Consider the following 17,390-nt stretch of genomic DNA (forward strand, 5'->3'; position numbering starts at 1 on the left):
GGTTTCTTCAACAACCGTCAAGTGTTCGAGTAAGTCCATCAGGGCTGCTAATTGCGAAATGGGCAGCCATTAGATCACAGCATAGAGCTACAACTCAACACGGGCTAAAAAGTACGATCCCGCCCTGGATACCGAGCAAGGACTTGTGCTCTATCAACAAGACACCAAAACCAAAGGCAGCGAAGTAGCGACCGTTCGCGAATTACTGCATATGTTGGATATCCAAGATGCCGTATTGACCTTTGATGCACTGCATTGCAACAAAGAAACACTTGCTCAAATTGTAAAGCGTAAAGGTGACTATGTTGTTCAAGTGAAAGGTAATCAACCAACACTGAGAAAAACGATTGAAGCGCTATTTCAGCCACACTGGGAGACGAATGCCACCGATATCCCAATGTTTATAGAAAGCAACAAGGGACACGGTCGAGAAGAACATCGTACCACGTTTCAAATTCCTGCCTTGTTGCCAAAAGAACTTGCCAAACAGTGGCCATCCGTCAAATCGCTAATCGCCGTTGAGCGCGAACGTAAGCGCAATGGAACGACGACTATCGATACGCATTACTACCTGAGTTCATTGGATATTGAGGTAGAACTCGCCGCTCGGGCTGTTAGGCAGCATTGGCACATCGAGAATCAACAACATTGGGTACTGGATGTCACGTTCAAAGAAGATATGTCGCGGATAGGCGATAGAGACAATGCGAAGAAAATGGCGTTATTTCACCGTATTGTGCTCAACTTGTTGCAGCAACACCCATTAAAGGTGAGTAAGCCGAGTAAGATGCGCAAAGCGGCGTGGAATGGGGACTTTAGATCTGAGCTTTTCTTTGGTTAACACATTTAACAAAGCTTAATCCCGCCCTGCTAAAATAAGACAGATAAAATCGCTGAAAAAGCACAAAGTCAAATAACATCAACAGGCTAAAAATTAGCCTTACAATACTTACAAATAATTTTTATAATTTTATATTCTTTACACTATATAACCTTTCATTAATTGTTTTTATAAATAGTGCAGGTATGATTAACCAATAAAAATACTAATACATTAAATTGATTAAAAATATTTATGATTGACTTTTTAATAATGAATTTTTCGGATAATAACTGTCAAACCATTATAAATGGTAATATGATAAAATTATTATAGTAAAGAATTTTCACATATGCAGTTATTACTTTTAACTCATGACAGGTCAATGAATTATTCATACTCATTTGCAGAGATTTCAAAAAATTATGGAAAAATAATGACATTTTAAATATTTCATCATTTATTATATTAGTGTCACATCACATTAATATGAAAATTGAAAATGATAAATTAAAACTTGCAGTTAGCGTTACACCGACTCTATATTTTTCTTGCTGAATTAGTATTCTTAATGTACGACTCATAACCATTTAATAAAAGTCTAAAATATACTTATGCTCCAGGTTATGTTGAGATGTCCTTAAAAAAGTTTCAAGCTCACCAAAATTCAGCTCCTGTTCCACAACCGCAGGAATTACTGCGATTGAAATAAAGCAGATTCAGTACTGTGCAGGCACTGCAAACATCAACAATTACGGACTCATACATTGCAAATGTCAACGACGAGTAAAACAACTTCATAGAGAACAGCAGTTCTCTCAAAGAGACTCAGAGGAAATGGCAATTTCTATACGGCTACCACTCGTTGAGAAACACCAAAGTGACTGAAAATCCAAATATTTTGCTAATAGAAGATGAGTTACAGATAGCGTTTCTGGTCAGGGACTATCTGCATACTGTAGGCATCAGGGTAGTGTTGGCAACCGATGGGCTACAGGCGCTTCAGATATTCACTCAACAGAAATTTGATCTGGTATTACTGGATATTGAGCTGACACATGTGAAAGGTACGATGCTATGTCAGCAAATCCGCCATATTTCGACCGTTCCTATCATTATGATTTGTGCCCACAACGACGAAAAGACACGTTTGGAATGCCTGTCGCTGGAAGCTAATGATTTCGTCGGCAAGCCTTTTAGTCCACGAACGCTAATTGCCAAAATACAGGCAATGCTGCAATACAGGTACGGGCAATGGCAAACACTACATCAACAAAAAGCAGCCCTTCACTCGCCTAAACCCATTATTCTCGACGAGACTCGTTATGAGATCCACTTTTCTTCTGTCGTCGTACCATTAACCAAAATTGAATTTCGGCTGTTTAAGACCTTGTCAGAAAAACCAGGCTGGATCTACAGCCGCAATCAGCTGATGAGTGCCATGTACGGTGATTTTCGCGTGGTATCTGAACGCACTATCGACAGTCATATCAAAAAACTGCGAAAGAAATTACAAAAACTGCCATCTGAATACTGTCAGAAAGACGCGATTGAATCCCGCTATGGTACGGGTTACCGATATCGAGGTGAACACCTCATCATAGTTAAGTCTGCCTAAAATAGAGACTGTCTTCTGATCAGCTATCTGTATTACCCGTAACGGTATTAAGCACATATTTGACAGGAGATTCGCCCAGCAGGCTTGAGACACCGATTTCTGCGAGCGAACTGACAGCTCCCAGCGCCCCACCATAAATTGAGCTGCCAACAACCTGAGGGACAAAGCCAATTTCATCACCAGTCAGATCACGATAGTAGTAGTTAATTAATGGAATATGCTGCAAAGGATTCACCACATCAAGGATGTCGCCGAAACTGAATTGTTGGCCATTAGTAAATGGTTGCAATAAACCATCACCACTGCTGTCGCTGGCTTGGGCAGCACCGCCGGTGCTGTCACTTGGGACCGCTTGTGTGGTGGTACTGGGTGTCCCAGCCGCATCCATCGGATTAAACACTTGGGTCAGACTGTTGCTGATCTTTGATTGGTAGAATGAGGTTAATAGGCCGTCGGCCAACCCCTCCCCCAATAAACTCAGACTATCATTGCTCGTGCTTGCTGAGGCAGCGGTTACCCCACTAGATACTTTATCCAAAGCATTCTCGATGACCTGTCCAAACATCGAGTCCAATCCTGTAGACAGATCCACACTGTCATTCACTTTGGCGGCTGTTGTTGCGGATGAAGAGGAGGATGTGCTGTCAAACCAAGAAGGGATAAAACTACTGATATTCATCGTTTTTCAGTTCCAGAAATTGTCTAGTTGTACAACATCTCGGATTTGTATGCCTAATGGCATGTCATTATTTAACGGCACTAATTGGCTGTGGTCCGGATATACTTTTACCACTTCAAACTCTACCTGTTCGTCGCTGAAGTTAGCGTATTTAACCCCTTGTTCATCCACATAGTTAAACTGATATTGCAATTTGAACATATCACCAATCTTCACGCCTTGACGCCCCCCCATCGCGACTTCCAGCGTGTTACTGCCGACACGCACGATCCTCGATTTAGGGTGAGCACATTTGAGGAGGTCACTCATGTCTTCAACAGCCACTTTCAATAATCTGGTGACTTCCAAGCCATAATCTGACTGCCACAACTGTTCACTCCCTGGCGCTACCTTTTGAGTGAGAGAAAAGGGCCAATAGGTACGAGTGTGGTAATCTTTTTTCATGATTGGCAGCCCGGAGATACCATCAATAAGATACATGCTGATGCCAAATTCCCGCACTAACTTGTCACGGCTGAGTAGGCCGCTCGCCACTTTGCCTACAGCAAGATCGGTGATCCGCCCCATAACGATATACTGCGCCCGAGATTGCTCTGACAGATATTGCAGTTGCTGCTGGTCTTGATTGGACATACGATCGGGGTCAATAGCCAAGGGGTGTTGCAATAAGCTTTTTGCCAAGAAATCAGCTTTAGCCTGATCAAACTCGAAAAATAGCCGTTGTGACACTTCCTGAGGGAAATCGCTGAGACCGCCATATCCGGCATAATCACGGTCAGCGAGCGCTAGAGGCGCCATGATGATTGACTTACTGGTGAGATGCTGGTTTTCACATAATGCGCCATCATTCCAGATATCGGCACGTAAGGTGACAGTTACCCGATCATCCTTGCTGTATTCCTCCATTTTTTGGATTTGAGTAACATGACCGTTAGCCCGCACTTGAAAGGTGTTGCCGTTAAGGCTGCCTTCATCCACCTCACTGAGTAGCGATACGGAGGCACCCGCCTGTAAAATCGCATCTCTAAGCGCTGCTCGCGCGGCTTGCTCTTTGGCATAATCTTCATTGCCATTAATAACGGGAGCAGAGCCTACGCCTTTATACCAAGCAGCGGTGACTGGCCAAGGCAATAGCAGTAACAACATCAACGCTCTCAGTACCACCATTTGTTTTCCGTCTCTATTGGTTTGTTTTCAACTGAGCCCAAATCAGCCAGCACCTTGGTATCAAGTGACAACTCTGTGGTGTAAAAAGCCCCTTGCACGTTTTGGCTGACGACTTTTGCCCCTCGGACAACACCTTGGACTTTGGCATCCAAGGTCTTGCGGTTAGTCGTTTCACCAGTCATACGGGTATATGCGCGTAATTGCTGCCCATAGAGTTGTTCAGCCAACCGCCGATAAGCATCCAAACGGGAGGCTTCCATGGCCTGCATCAGTTTTTCTTCATAAGTTGGGCCGACTTGTGATGCAATCGGCGCATAGCCAGTCGCCTGAAACACCTGAGCATGCTCAGGGGCAACAAGTTCGTAGCGCACTAATTGTTCATGAGTGCATGCAGTCAATAGCCAAAGGATCGTGAAGAATAATAAAAAGCGCATCAGAAGGGCCACACGGTTGGGTTATTCAGTTTGTCAGTCAGCCAACCTAAACGTTGGCTGTTAGCCAATTCACCGTTACCAGAGTATTCAATTCTGGCATTGGCTATCTTGGTTGATGGCACGGTATTGTCTGGCAGAATATCCTTGGCACGGATAATGCCCGTCAACCGAATAAACTCTTTACCATTGTTGATCAATAACCATTTATCACCGCGGATCAACAGCGTGTTGTTTTTCATCACTTTCATCACAGAAACGGTTATCTCGCCTTCAAAATCATTGGACTGACTTGAACTACCATCACCTTTAAATTTCTGTTGCTGACTGAGGTCAAGATTCACCTCCTTCCCGGCAATTTTCAGATTACCACCGGGCACGGCGATGGGATCCAGTGTAAAACCAGTGCTTTTATTCATCTGAGTGCTGCCACTTTTACTGGCTTTGGTCGATTCGGCGAGTTTCACTGAAATAATGTCTCCCACCCGAAAGTGAGCCTGCTCCACATAAATACTTTGCGCTTGATGAATATTAAAAATCGAGCCTGTGGGGAGCGCTGATACTGGCTCATCCGCGGGATCTATCAATGCGTAGTAAGGATCATCTGGATCCGCGTCATCCAACTGTTGCACCGGTTCTCCGGCGGGGGGTAAAACTTTGGAACCTGAGCCATTTTTACCAGCAGTGTTCTGACTTCCAGAAGCACAAGCTGTCAGGATCAGAGTCATCATCAGCATTGTCATTGTCTTGATGAGCATTGCATGTTGTCCATACAGATTTCTGTTGAAGCAATCGTTAGCAATCTAGAAACAGACTTCGCAAAAAAATGACAAATACTGTGCAAAAAATGTGGAACACTTAAAAAGTGTGATACAGAGCAAAAAGCACACCAGTAAAAACCTACCGGCTAAAGCAGAGGGAAATATAGCGGCAGCAAAAAGTCCCAGAAACGATAGGATCTGTACGATTCCATCATTCTGGGACTCGCATTCAATCAGTCTAAACAGACCGCAACACGGGGGGTAAGCTTGGTGACGAGTTCGTAGGCGAATGTACCGATCTTTTCCGCCACTTCTTCTACAGGCAACTGTGGCCCCCATAAAATAGCATCATCACCGACTTTATCGGTGGCATTCGGCCCCAAATCAACAATCAGCATATCCATGGAAACCCGTCCAACAATCGGGACTCGTCTGCCATTAATCAACACTGGCGTACCTTGTAACGCATTACGGGGGTAACCGTCACCATAACCAATCGCCACCACGCCCAACTGGGTGTCTCTGTCGGACAGCCAATGACCGCCATAACCCACAGTGTCACCCGCTTTATGTGTTCTGACCGCAATTAACTGCGACACTAACGTCATAGCGGGTACCAACCCATGCTTGACACCACGATCACCGTCCACCGGCGACACGCCATACAAGGCAATTCCCGGGCGGATCCAGTCAGCTTGGCTCGCTGGCCAAAACAAGGTTCCCGCCGAATTTGCAGTTGTTCGTTCACCCGGCAAATCTCGAGTAAGCTCATTAAATATGGCGAGCTGTTTGGCGGTATAGTCTTTCTGCAGTTCATCAGCACAGGCAAAATGCGTCATAAAATTAATCGGTTTGGCAACCTGAGGACAACGCAATAAACGCTGATAAATTTCTTGGAATTGTGCAGGAGAAAAACCCAAACGGTGCATTCCGGTATCGAGCTTCATCCACACGGTTACCGGTTTATCCAGATGCGCCTGCTCCAACATCTGCAACTGAGATTCATGATGCACGGCGGTATCAATATTATGCTCAACCAGCAGAGGTAAATCTTCGCTTCTGAAAAAACCTTCCAGAAGTAGCAGTTTAGCCTTAACGCCACCCTTTCGCATTTCCAATGCTTCTTCCAGTCGCGCCAAGCCAAAGCCATCGGCATCCGGCACACTGTTCGCAACATTTAGAAGACCATGGCCGTAACCATTGGCTTTTACAACGGCAATCACTTTACTGTGAGGAGCTACTTCTCGAAGGCGCGCTAAATTATGTTTGAGCGCCTGACTGCTGATTTCAGCTCTGGGAAAGGGTTTCAATTAATACCTTCATAAACTTATGAGTATGGAGTGACAAAGGTCGCTCCAGAATGGTCAGACGGAGGTCTAATCCTCGTCGAATTGCGGTCCAGCATAGTTGTCAAAACGGGAAAATTGTCCCTGAAAAGTCAATCTGACCTTACCGATAGGACCGTTACGCTGTTTACCAATAATAATCTCAGCGACACCTTTATCTTGTGAGTCTTCATGATAAACCTCATCACGATAAATGAACATGATAAGGTCGGCATCCTGTTCAATAGAACCAGATTCACGCAAGTCTGAGTTCACCGGACGTTTATCTGAACGCTGCTCCAATGAACGGTTAAGCTGTGACAAAGCAATAACCGGGATCTCCAGCTCTTTTGCCAACGCCTTCAATGACCGGGAAATTTCGGCAATTTCCAAGGTGCGATTATCGGCCAAAGCCGGTACTTGCATCAGTTGCAAATAGTCCACCATAATCATTGACAGCCCACCATGTTCACGAGCGACACGACGGGCACGGCTACGCACTTCCGTTGGTGTCAGCCCCGAGCTGTCATCAATGAACATTTTACCTTTTTCCAGCATTAGCCCCATGGTAGAAGAAACACGCGCCCAATCATCATCATCAAGCTTACCGGTACGAATACGGGTTTGATCAACGCGGCCAAGCGAGGCCAGCATACGCATCATGATTTGTTCGGAAGGCATTTCCAGACTGAAGATCAACACCGGTTTATCTTCATTAAGGGCGGCATATTCGCACAGGTTCATTGCAAAAGTGGTTTTCCCCATGGAAGGACGCGCAGCAACAATGATCAGATCGCCCGCCTGGAAGCCCGCCGTTTTATCATCAAGATCCGCAAAACCAGACGATACACCAGTCACCCCGTTATGCGGGTTATTATAAAGTTGCTCGATCTTATCGACGGTTTTTTCAAGAATGCTTTTGATGCCTTCTGGACCTTCATTGCTATTGGCACGCTGTTCGGCAATCTTAAAAACCTTGGTCTCGGCCAAGTCCAGCAAGGCGCCTGAATCCCGCCCTTCAGGATTGTAGCCAGCGTCGGCTATCTCGTGAGCGACACGGATCATCTCACGCACCACTGCCCGCTCACGCACAATCTCGGCATAGGACAGAATATTGCCAGCACTGGGCGTGTTTTTGGCTATCTCACCCAAATAGGCGAAACCACCAGCATCTTCCAGTTCATCAGTCAGTTCCAGCTGTTCTGATACCGTGATTAAATCAAGTGGTTGCCCACTATCTACAAGCTTCTGCATGGCGCTGAAAATCAGCTTGTGGGCGCGGGAATAGAAATCCTCTTTAACCAATGCTTCAGCCACCTTATCCCACGCCTCGGCTTCCAACATCAGGCCGCCCAGCACCGACTGCTCTGCTTCAATGGAATGGGGTGGCAACTTCAAGGCGTCAACCTGCGCCTCTTTACGCTTGTCACCTCTGACTTTGAAAGCACTCTGCTGTGGCATAAATCGGAAAGTCTCCAATATTGAACAAAAAATAAAAAATTATATAAAAACAAATATTTACAGTTGTAAACCCCGTCTCTCAAAAGTAAAAACTATAGGGTTAGGAGACACAACTATAGAAAATTGAAGATACTAAAAATGAGGTATCACCAATCCTCAAATTAGCGGTGGACAGTATAACCTTTTTAAACAGCACACGCCTACAGATGCCATGAAGACACTTGAAAATTGGCCTATACAACTGCCACAAAGCCTAAATGACTGGGATAACTAAGTTATCATCACATAAAACCCATAATAAGTTATAAAAAAGAATTAAATGTTAGTATTCTGATACTTTAACGAATTGAAAATTGCATTTAAAAAACAAAAATGCAACAATTCTGACGCTGTAAAAACAAAAAAATAACCTTAATAATTTTGTCTAAGAAGGAAGATATAATAATGAAAAGAGTTACATTTAGGAGGACGTTGGTCGCGGTCTCGGTATCCGCCTTTTTCGCGCTTAGTTTGCCTGCCTATTCCGCTAGTAATACAGACGGTTCAATTCAAGGTTCGGTTGTAACGACTGCTGATGCACCGTTGAGTAATGCAACAATTACTATCAAAAGCAAAGACACGGGCTTGACTCGGACTATAACAACGGACGAAAGTGGCAAATACCGTATTCCTCGCCTTCCGATCGGTAACTATACCGTTACTGTATCCGCGACAGGTTATAATGATAAAGTTACAGACAATGTTTCAGTAACGATTGGTGGTAATGCCAACGTAACCTCAGTGATGAATCAGACTGGGATGGAACGCCTTTCTGTGGTTGGTAGTCGCGTTGCCGCAATTGACACAACCTCCTCAGAATCGTCTCTCGTCATAAGTCAGGCAGATATTGAGCGTTTGCCAATGCCCAAAGACATCACTAGCGTGGCCCTATTGGCACCAGGTACTACTCGAGGCGATGATCGCTTTGGTAACTTTGCTTCCTTCGGTGGAGCATCAGTGGCGGAAAACGCCTTCTTTATTAATGGTCTTAATGTTACAAACTTCCGAAATGGTCTTGGTTTCTCCAATGTTCCATTTGATTTTTACGAGCAGTTTGAAGTGAAAACTGGTGGTTATGGTGCCGAATTTGGTCGTTCTACTGGTGGCGTGGTTAACGCCGTAGTCAAGCGTGGAACTAATGATTGGCATTTTGGCAGTAACGTTTATTGGCGTCCAGATTCATTGTCAGAAAATTCACCAAACAGCTATCTGTCTAATGGTGATCTGTACATTGATAACGCTAACACCACTTATAACAAGATCGAAGGCAACGTCTATGCTTCAGGTCCTATAGTCAAAGACAAACTGTTCTTCTATGCGATGTATCAGCCACGAAGAATCACAAAAGATTCCATCACAGAAGAAGGTACGGCTAAACAGAAAAGTGCCTCAAACAACCCTTTCTGGGGCTTAAAACTGGACTGGAACATTGCGGAAAATCACACACTGGCATTTTTAGCTTTTTCTGACAAAAACAATGAAGATATTGACAGCTTCGCAGATATCGATGGCAGTTGGAACTATTTGTCAACCACGACCAATAAAACCGGTGGTGATAACTATGTTGCGACATACATAGGCCAACTGACAGATAGTTTTACAACCAAACTGACCTATGGTGTAAACAAAGCTAACTCTTCGACCGTCAGCAATTCATCTGAACTGTGTAACCTTATTGTTGATACTCGAGATGTTGCGACATCAACCTACCCAGGCTGCGCATCAACTGCTGACTATTTCTTGGAAGCTGGTAATGATCAACGCAAAGAGTTCCGCGCTGATTTTGAATGGACCATAAATGATAGTCATACACTGGCCTTTGGTTATGACTTAGAAAAGAACAGTTCCTATTCTCAGCAGTTCTATTCAGGCCCAGGCGGTGTATATTGGTACTACTATGATGTGGCCGACCCAACAGTTGGTACATCCTTACCTAATGGAGTCAAAACACCAGTAGGAGTCACTCAGTATGCCCGTAGTCGTGAACGTACAGTGGGCGGAAATTTTGAAACTGTATCCAAAGCCTTATACATCGAAGATACTTGGACAGTCACAGATACTGTCACCTTGAATCTGGGACTGCGTTGGGATTCTTTTAATAATAAAAACGCTGAGGGTGCCTCTTTTGCAAAAATTGATAACATGATTGCTCCACGTATCGGTGCATCATGGGATATCAATGGTGATGGTGAATCAAAGCTGTTTGCTAACGTGGGACGTTATTATTTGCCAGTGGCCAGCAACACTAACGTACGATTATCTGGTAATGAATACGATGTAAGACGTTTTTACATACTGGAAGGTACTCAGGATGAAGTAATCAACGGTGTTACCGTTCCGACACCAATTCTCGGAGATCAAATTGGCCCAGATCAAGTAAATGCAGATGGGACAGTCCCTAATACTGATTCCATCGTAGACCAAAGCCTAGATCCAATGTACCAAGATGAGTACATCATCGGCTATCAGGCAATGCTCACCGAAGACTGGTCATGGGGTATCAAAGCTACCCAGCGAAAACTGAATGGCGCCATTGATGACATGACGATTGATCATTGGATTAAGGCAACCTACGGTTATACCCCAACTTCCAACATATATGTATTGGGTAACCCTGGCGAAGACATGACCGTTAGTGTTGATACAACAGGTAACGGTGATTATGAAATGGTCACTATTCCAGGAGATGCACTTGGTTACCCTAAAGCCAAACGTACCTATAATTCCATTGATCTGAACTTCACCCGCTCTTGGGCAGATGACTGGACTATGAGTGTTAACTACACATGGTCACAGAGCTACGGTAATACTGAAGGCCTAGTAAAATCAGATAATGCCCAGACTGATGCAGGTCTGACCCAAGACTTTGACTTTCCGGTATTGATGGAGGGCGCTGATGGTTATCTGCCAAATGATCGCCGTCATATGATAAAAGTATTTGGTGCATACTCAGTCACTGAAAACTTCACTGTGGGCGCTAATATTAGCGTTGAATCTGGCCGTCCGTTGAACAAGTTTGGTATTGGTAGCCCATCTGGTCTTCCATCTTATGGAGATACTTACTATACCCAAAATGCAGATGGCACCTACACTATGAACAGCCGTGGGACTGCTGGTCGTACTGACTGGGTATATCGTGTGGATCTGTCAGCTTCTTATAACTGGAAAATCACTGATAACCTTGATGTACTGCTGAAGGCTAACGTATACAACGTGTTCAATTCTTCTGCTAGCATCCGTAAATACGAATTCTATGAACAGAGTGGCCCTGGTGATCTGAACCCATACTACGGTGCAACCACCGCTTACCAAACGCCTCGTTACGTAGAATTTAGCGCCAGCGTGAAGTTCTAAATAGCTATTGTATTGCTTCAGACGAGAACACCGCCATAGGCGGTGTTCCTTGTGTTCAATAGTTGGAGGGGGGGAAGTTTACCCATAAAAAAACACCGCCATCAGGCGGTGTTTTTTCGTCAAAGACCGATTATGCTTCAGCTACGATAGTAACTTTAACAACCGCTTTAACTTCGGAGTGCAACTGCACTTCAACTTCGAAGTCACCAGTAGAACGCAGAGCGCCCAGTGGTAAACGCACTTCGGATTTAGCCAGTTCAACACCTGCAGCAGTTACGGCATCAGCGATATCACGAGTACCAACTGAACCGAACAGTTTACCTTCATCACCAGCTTTAGAAGCAATAACTACTGCTTCCAGTGCTGCAATCTTTTCAGCACGAGCATTGGCAGTTGCCAGTTCGGCAGCCACTTTAGCTTCCAGTTCAGCACGGCGAGCTTCGAAAACTTTGACGTTTTCATCGTTTGCAACAACTGCTTTGCCCTGCGGCAACAGATAGTTGCGAGCATAGCCAGCTTTTACAGAAACCTGGTCACCCAGGTTGCCCAGATTGGCAATTTTATCAAGCAGAATAACGTTCATTATCAATTCCTCTCAATTCGATTTGGATCAATGCCAGCTTACTGATGCAGATCAGTGTAAGGCAGCAGAGACAGATAACGAGCGCGCTTGATAGCACGAGCCAACTGGCGCTGATATTTAGCGCTGGTGCCAGTAATACGGCTGGGAACAATCTTACCGCTTTCGGTGATATAGTTTTTCAACGTAGCGATATCTTTGTAATCGATCTCCGTAACACCTTCAGCAGTGAAACGGCAGAATTTACGACGACGGAAATAACGTGCCATTTTGACAGTCTCCTAAATTTTCAATTCGACATTTTCGGCGTGTAACACCAGTCTACTTTGGCCATTGCGACTCTGTTGTAGAGTCAGAAAGCCGCTGACCTGGATATCCACACCTGCTTTCAGCTCATCTGTAACGCTTTCAAAGCGTTCACCACTCAATACCACTTGCAGTACACAGTAGACGTTTCTTGGCAGTTCTGCGTCGAAACGCTGTGACCTGTGTTCCAGTTGAATTACCGTGTGTTCGATGCCTGCCGGGCTTTTAAAGCGTCGACAACGCAGAATCTTTCCGGATAATTCCAGATGGTTGGTGGTCACAGAAAAACTTACTCAGCAATCTCTTCAGCGTTTTCTTCTTCGAACTCAGCAGAATCTTCGTCAACAGCTCTGTCGCTGTTGGCAGCGCGACGTGAGTCACGTTCATCTTTTGCTTTGGCCATTGGAGAAACTTCGGTGATGGCAGTTTTGGTGCGCATAACCAGACTACGCAGAACAGCGTCGTTGAAACGGAAAGCAGTTTCCAGCTCTTCGATAGACTCTGCAGTAGCTTCTACGTTCAGCAGAACATAGTGAGCTTTGTGCAGGTCCTGAATAGGATATGCCAGTTGGCGACGGCCCCAGTCTTCCAGGCGGTGGATCTTGCCGCCTACAGCGGTGATAGCACCGGTGTAACGCTCGATCATGCCAGGAACCTGTTCACTCTGATCGGGGTGAACTAAAAATACGATTTCGTAATGACGCATTTATTGCTCCTTACGGTTATTTAGCCTCTTTGTGGCTCAGTCAAACCCCTACGAGGCAAGGAACGAAAGTAAAGTGACTGATTTAGGCGCGAAATGGTACATAAAGGGGAACATAAACTCAAGCAATAACTTTGCCTGTAGACAGTCTGCAGTTATTATGTGACGCTGATTTGCAGCAGTAACAGCATAAAGACCCGAACACAATGACAAGATTATCTCTACTGGCGCTTTTTTGCTTTTTGTCATCGCCGGCCTGGGCTCTGGTTCCTCCAGATTATCGTGAGCCCCCAAATAACTTTACCGCCGAAATCGAAGCTGGTTTCCAACTCAATACGGGTAACACCGATTCTACCAGTTTCAACGGTCGTACCAAACTGGTGTATGACACCAGCAAAACCACGCAAGAAGGTACCTTCAAAGCGTATTATGCCGCTGATTCCGAAAATACCACCGCTGAAAAATATGACCTGCAGCTACAGTCCAACTATAAGCTCAAGCAAGGCTATGTCTTTGGACGAGGGGAATTCGTCTGGGACAAATTCGGCAGTTACACCGATATTTATACAATTTCCAGTGGTTACGGTTTTGATGCCGTCAGTACTGGCAGAACCAAGCTGAGTTTGGAAGTCGGTCCTGGTTATCGTTATAACTTACCCATAGCCACTGATGATGAGCCCGATCCCTCGTCAGAAACCGATGTCATTTTGCGTACCGCTGCCAGATTTGAACAAAAAATCCACGAATACACCACGTTCAATGCTGATCTCACTGCAGAAATTGGTGAGAACAACAACACTGTGACGCTGGATATGGGTTATAAGAACACCCTCTTTCAAGACTGGGCGTTTAAAGTCGGTTTCTACGTTAAATATACTGAAATCGTGCCAGAAGGTAGCCAGCAGACAGACACCATTACTACCTTTAACCTGCTTTACACCTTTCAGTAAAAACAAAGGGATGGTTTTCACCATCCCTTATTATGCTCACAAAGTATTGTCTCAGGCTTGCCGTTGGCGTACAGCCTCAAACAGACAGATGCCCGTTGCCACTGAAACATTAAGACTGGAAACACTGCCGGCCATGGGAATAGAAATGAGAGTGTCACACCCCTCGCGACTCAAACGCCGCAGTCCTTTTTCCTCAGCCCCCATAGCGATTGCCAGCGGTCCACACAGATTAGCCTGATATAAGGTGCTGTCAGCTTCACCTGCGGTTCCCACAATCCAAATACCTCGCTCCTGCAACTGCTTCATGGTGCGCGCAAGGTTGGTTACTTGAAATAAAGGGACTGTTTCTGCCGCGCCGCAGGCCACTTTACTCACCGAGGCTGTAAGCCCGGCCGAGTTATCTTTGGGCACAATCACACCGTGCACACCGGCAGCATCGGCATTACGTAAGCAGGCACCCAAATTGTGCGGATCTGTCACACCATCCAGGATGAGTAGAAATGGCGTGTCTGTCTTATCTAGTAACGCTTCTAGATCATTCTCAGTCAGTATTTTGGCCGAACGAACGCGTACCACAATGCCCTGGTGCTGAGTGCTTTCCGCTTTCTCGTCCAGCGTTTTACGGGCAGCCATCTGTGGTTTAATGCCGATAGTATCCGCTAATGCCAACAATGGACGGATACGTTCATCCTGACGGCCATTAAGTAGCCACATTTCCAGTACCCGTTCAGGGGAATGTTCAAACAAAGAGGTTACGGCATGAATGCCAAACACCAGTTCCGGTTTCTTCATACTTTATTTCTTTCTCTTGGGCCGTTTCACAGCCTTACTTTTTTCAGTCTTAGCAGGCTTTTTAGCAGCTACCTTATCGGTACTTTTATTGCGCTTATCCCTGCTTTTAGCGCGACCTTTGTTGGCCGCGAGTTTGGCACCTTCACGGTTGACACGTTCGCGTGCGGTCAGTGGTCGGCTAGCACTGCGGCTGTGTCCACGGCTGCGCTGTCCCATATCATCCACCATCAACAGATCAATCTGGCGATCGTCAAGATTCACCGCAGCCACTTTGACCGTTACTGGATCGCCAATTTGGTAGACTTTGCCAGTATGCTCACCGATCAGGCGCTGCCGCAACGGATCATATTGATAGTAGTCACTCCCCAGCGTTGAGATATGCACCAGCCCATCAATGAACAGATCTTTCAGCCGCACAAACAAGCCAAAGCTTGTGACCGAGGCCACCACGGCTTCAAATACGTCTCCAACATGATCCTGCATAAACTCGCACTTGAGCCAGTCGGCAACATCGCGGGTTGCTTCATCTGCGCGGCGCTCGGTATTGGAGCATTCTTCCCCGAGGAGATCCAACTCTTCCAACTGATAATTGTAACCGCCATCTGGCGTCCACTTATCCTGCACATCTGCCTCAGTTTTGGCTAACAGATAGCGGATAACACGATGCAACACCAGATCAGGATAACGGCGGATAGGCGACGTAAAATGGGCATACTCTTCCAACGCTAGACCAAAATGGCCTTCATTATCTGGGGTGTAGATGGCCTGGCGCATTGAGCGCAGCAACATCACCTGGATAAGTTGTGCGTCAGGTCGTTCTCGCACCTGCTCCATCAACGCCTGATAATCAGCAGGTTGGGGTTCCAGTCCACCATTGAGCTTCAAACCGCGTTCAGCCAGAAACTCCTTGAACTGCGTCAGCTTCTGCTCCGATGGTGCTTCATGTACCCGGTACAACGTATGACCTTTATGTTTTTTGACAAATTTAGCCGCCGCCACATTGGCCATGATCATGCATTCTTCAATGATCTTATGCGCCTCATTGCGCACCCGCGGCACAATCCGGTCTATCTTGCGCTGCGCATTGAAGATGAATTGCGTTTCTTCAGTCTCAAAACCAATAGCACCACGCTCTTGCCGTTGCTGCTCTAGCGTCCGGTAAAGCTCCTGCAACACCTGTAGATGCGGATATAGTTCGCGATACTGTTCAGGAACATGACCGCTCTCCAGCATGTCAGCGACGACTGTATATGTAAAACGGGCATGGGAATGCATGACTGCTGGATAAAATTTATAGCTAGAGAGTTTGCCGCTGGCAGCGATAGTCATCTCTGCAACCATACACAGCCGGTCTACGCCTGGATTGAGGGAACATAGTCCGTTAGAGAGCTTTTCCGGTAACATTGGGATCACTTGCGACGGGAAGTAAACCGAGTTACCGCGAGATCGCGCTTCAATATCCAGCACCGATTCGCTACGTACATAATAGCTTACGTCAGCAATCGCGACCCACAACCGCCAGCCACCACCACGTTTACGCTCTGCATATACGGCATCATCAAAGTCACGGGCATCTTCACCGTCGATGGTGACCAAAGGCAACTGGCGCAAATCAACGCGTCCGGCTTTATCGGTGTCCAGGACTTCATCCGGGATTTTACGCAACCGCTTCTCAATGGCCGCCGACCAAGTGTGGGGCAAATCGTAATTACGTAAGGCAATTTCGATTTCCATACCTGGCGCCATATCCTTACCCAATACTTCGGTAATTTTACCGGCCGCTTTCACATAACGGCCAGGACGGCGGGTTAGTTCGACCACCACTACATCATTTTCTCTGGCACCATTGCGGTCAGCGTTATCGATCAAGATTTCCTGGGTGATGCGTTTGTCATCAGCGACCACAAATCCCATGCCGCAATCCAGATGAAACCGCCCAACCAAAGGCGCAGCGCGTTCTTCTAACAGGCGGACAATCCGCGCTTCAGTACGACCATGTCCGCCAGCTTTTTGTGCTAATACCCGATCACCATGAAAATACTTGAGCATATCGCCATGATGAATATAGAGATCTTCTCCAGCTTCATCAGGATGGAAGAAGCCATAGCCATCTTTGTGACCTATGATGGTGCCAGCGATCAAATCCATCCGTTCCGGCAACCCATAACATTGACCACGGGTAAACACTATCTGTCCATCACGTTCCATGGCGCGCAAACGGCGACGCAGCGCTTCTTGCTGTTCTTCGTCGTGAATATCCAGAGCTTCGGCAATATGGTCGCGGTTCAGGGGGGACGGCTGGCTTTTCAGGTAATCCAGAATAAATTCCCGACTGGGAATGGGTTTCTCGTATTTCTGCTGTTCTCTCTCAAAATGAGGATCTTTAATCATTCAAATTCCATCA

At 46.0% G+C, this 17,390-nt stretch carries 15 protein-coding genes and 1 pseudogene; 4 read left to right on the top strand and 12 right to left on the bottom strand.

All coding sequences use genetic code 11. The features are described 5' to 3' along the window. Positions 1-121: 121 nt before the first annotated feature. Positions 122-841 (top strand): annotated as a pseudogene (locus IE064_RS13960) (ISAs1 family transposase); the annotation flags it as partial. Positions 842-1,700: 859 nt separating this feature from the next. Beyond that, complete coding sequence (locus tag IE064_RS13965; protein WP_189618298.1) at positions 1,701-2,438, top strand: response regulator; 738 nt, start codon at positions 1,701-1,703, stop codon at positions 2,436-2,438. Between the two features lie 19 nt (positions 2,439-2,457). Here the strand turns inward: IE064_RS13965 and IE064_RS13970 are convergent, their stop codons facing one another. The 6 genes from IE064_RS13970 to dnaB all read right to left on the bottom strand — a co-directional run bounded on the left by IE064_RS13970 (position 2,458) and on the right by dnaB (position 8,262). Beyond that, the gene (locus IE064_RS13970; protein ID WP_189618299.1) at positions 2,458-3,117 is read right to left on the bottom strand and encodes a hypothetical protein; all 660 of its coding nucleotides are present in this window, start codon (positions 3,115-3,117) and stop codon (positions 2,458-2,460) included. A gap of 6 nt (positions 3,118-3,123) precedes the next feature. Further along, complete coding sequence (locus tag IE064_RS13975; protein WP_189618300.1) at positions 3,124-4,284, bottom strand: flagellar assembly protein T N-terminal domain-containing protein; 1,161 nt, start codon at positions 4,282-4,284, stop codon at positions 3,124-3,126. Further along, complete coding sequence (locus tag IE064_RS13980) at positions 4,272-4,655, bottom strand: LPP20 family lipoprotein (protein WP_189618301.1); 384 nt, start codon at positions 4,653-4,655, stop codon at positions 4,272-4,274. Before IE064_RS13980 ends, IE064_RS13975 begins: the two co-directional genes overlap by 13 nt. 62 nt (positions 4,656-4,717) lie before the next feature. After that, a complete protein-coding gene (locus IE064_RS13985; protein ID WP_229800061.1) occupies positions 4,718-5,473 on the bottom strand; it encodes a flagellar basal body L-ring protein FlgH in 756 nt (251 codons plus the stop codon). 236 nt (positions 5,474-5,709) lie between these two features. Continuing rightward, complete coding sequence (gene alr / locus IE064_RS13990; RefSeq protein ID WP_189618302.1) at positions 5,710-6,786, bottom strand: alanine racemase; 1,077 nt, start codon at positions 6,784-6,786, stop codon at positions 5,710-5,712. 66 nt (positions 6,787-6,852) lie between these two features. Continuing rightward, on the bottom strand, positions 6,853-8,262 hold the full coding sequence (gene dnaB / locus IE064_RS13995; RefSeq protein ID WP_133037348.1) for a replicative DNA helicase: 1,410 nt from the start codon (positions 8,260-8,262) through the stop codon (positions 6,853-6,855). Positions 8,263-8,706: 444 nt separating this feature from the next. On the opposite strand from dnaB, the gene IE064_RS14000 reads away from it, so the two are divergent. Continuing rightward, on the top strand, positions 8,707-11,655 hold the full coding sequence (locus IE064_RS14000) for a TonB-dependent receptor (RefSeq protein ID WP_189618303.1): 2,949 nt from the start codon (positions 8,707-8,709) through the stop codon (positions 11,653-11,655). Positions 11,656-11,785: 130 nt separating this feature from the next. Here IE064_RS14000 and rplI read toward each other — a convergent pair whose 3' ends face one another. From rplI to rpsF, 4 genes are read right to left on the bottom strand one after another with little or no spacing between them, the layout of a single operon-like run. Continuing rightward, entirely contained in the window at positions 11,786-12,238 is a 453-nt protein-coding gene (rplI, locus tag IE064_RS14005; protein WP_133037350.1) for a 50S ribosomal protein L9, read from the bottom strand. A gap of 38 nt (positions 12,239-12,276) precedes the next feature. After that, a complete protein-coding gene (gene rpsR, locus IE064_RS14010) occupies positions 12,277-12,504 on the bottom strand; it encodes a 30S ribosomal protein S18 (RefSeq protein ID WP_025009344.1) in 228 nt (75 codons plus the stop codon). Between the two features lie 12 nt (positions 12,505-12,516). Next, entirely contained in the window at positions 12,517-12,822 is a 306-nt protein-coding gene (priB, locus tag IE064_RS14015) for a primosomal replication protein N (protein WP_189618304.1), read from the bottom strand. Positions 12,823-12,830: 8 nt separating this feature from the next. Beyond that, positions 12,831-13,247 (bottom strand): 30S ribosomal protein S6, encoded by a 417-nt coding sequence (gene rpsF / locus IE064_RS14020; RefSeq protein ID WP_133037352.1) that lies wholly within the window; start codon positions 13,245-13,247, stop codon positions 12,831-12,833. 203 nt (positions 13,248-13,450) lie between these two features. On the opposite strand from rpsF, the gene IE064_RS14025 reads away from it, so the two are divergent. Next, entirely contained in the window at positions 13,451-14,194 is a 744-nt protein-coding gene (locus tag IE064_RS14025) for a DUF481 domain-containing protein (protein ID WP_189618305.1), read from the top strand. Between the two features lie 51 nt (positions 14,195-14,245). Here the strand turns inward: IE064_RS14025 and rlmB are convergent, their stop codons facing one another. Further along, positions 14,246-14,986: a 23S rRNA (guanosine(2251)-2'-O)-methyltransferase RlmB gene (gene rlmB, locus IE064_RS14030; RefSeq protein WP_189618306.1), complete on the bottom strand. Its 741-nt coding sequence runs from the start codon at positions 14,984-14,986 to the stop codon at positions 14,246-14,248. A gap of 3 nt (positions 14,987-14,989) precedes the next feature. Continuing rightward, positions 14,990-17,377: a ribonuclease R gene (gene rnr / locus IE064_RS14035; RefSeq protein WP_189618307.1), complete on the bottom strand. Its 2,388-nt coding sequence runs from the start codon at positions 17,375-17,377 to the stop codon at positions 14,990-14,992. Positions 17,378-17,390 lie beyond the last annotated feature (13 nt).

The sequence above is a fragment of the Shewanella fodinae genome, assembly GCF_014651955.1.
Classification (GTDB): domain Bacteria; phylum Pseudomonadota; class Gammaproteobacteria; order Enterobacterales; family Shewanellaceae; genus Shewanella; species Shewanella fodinae.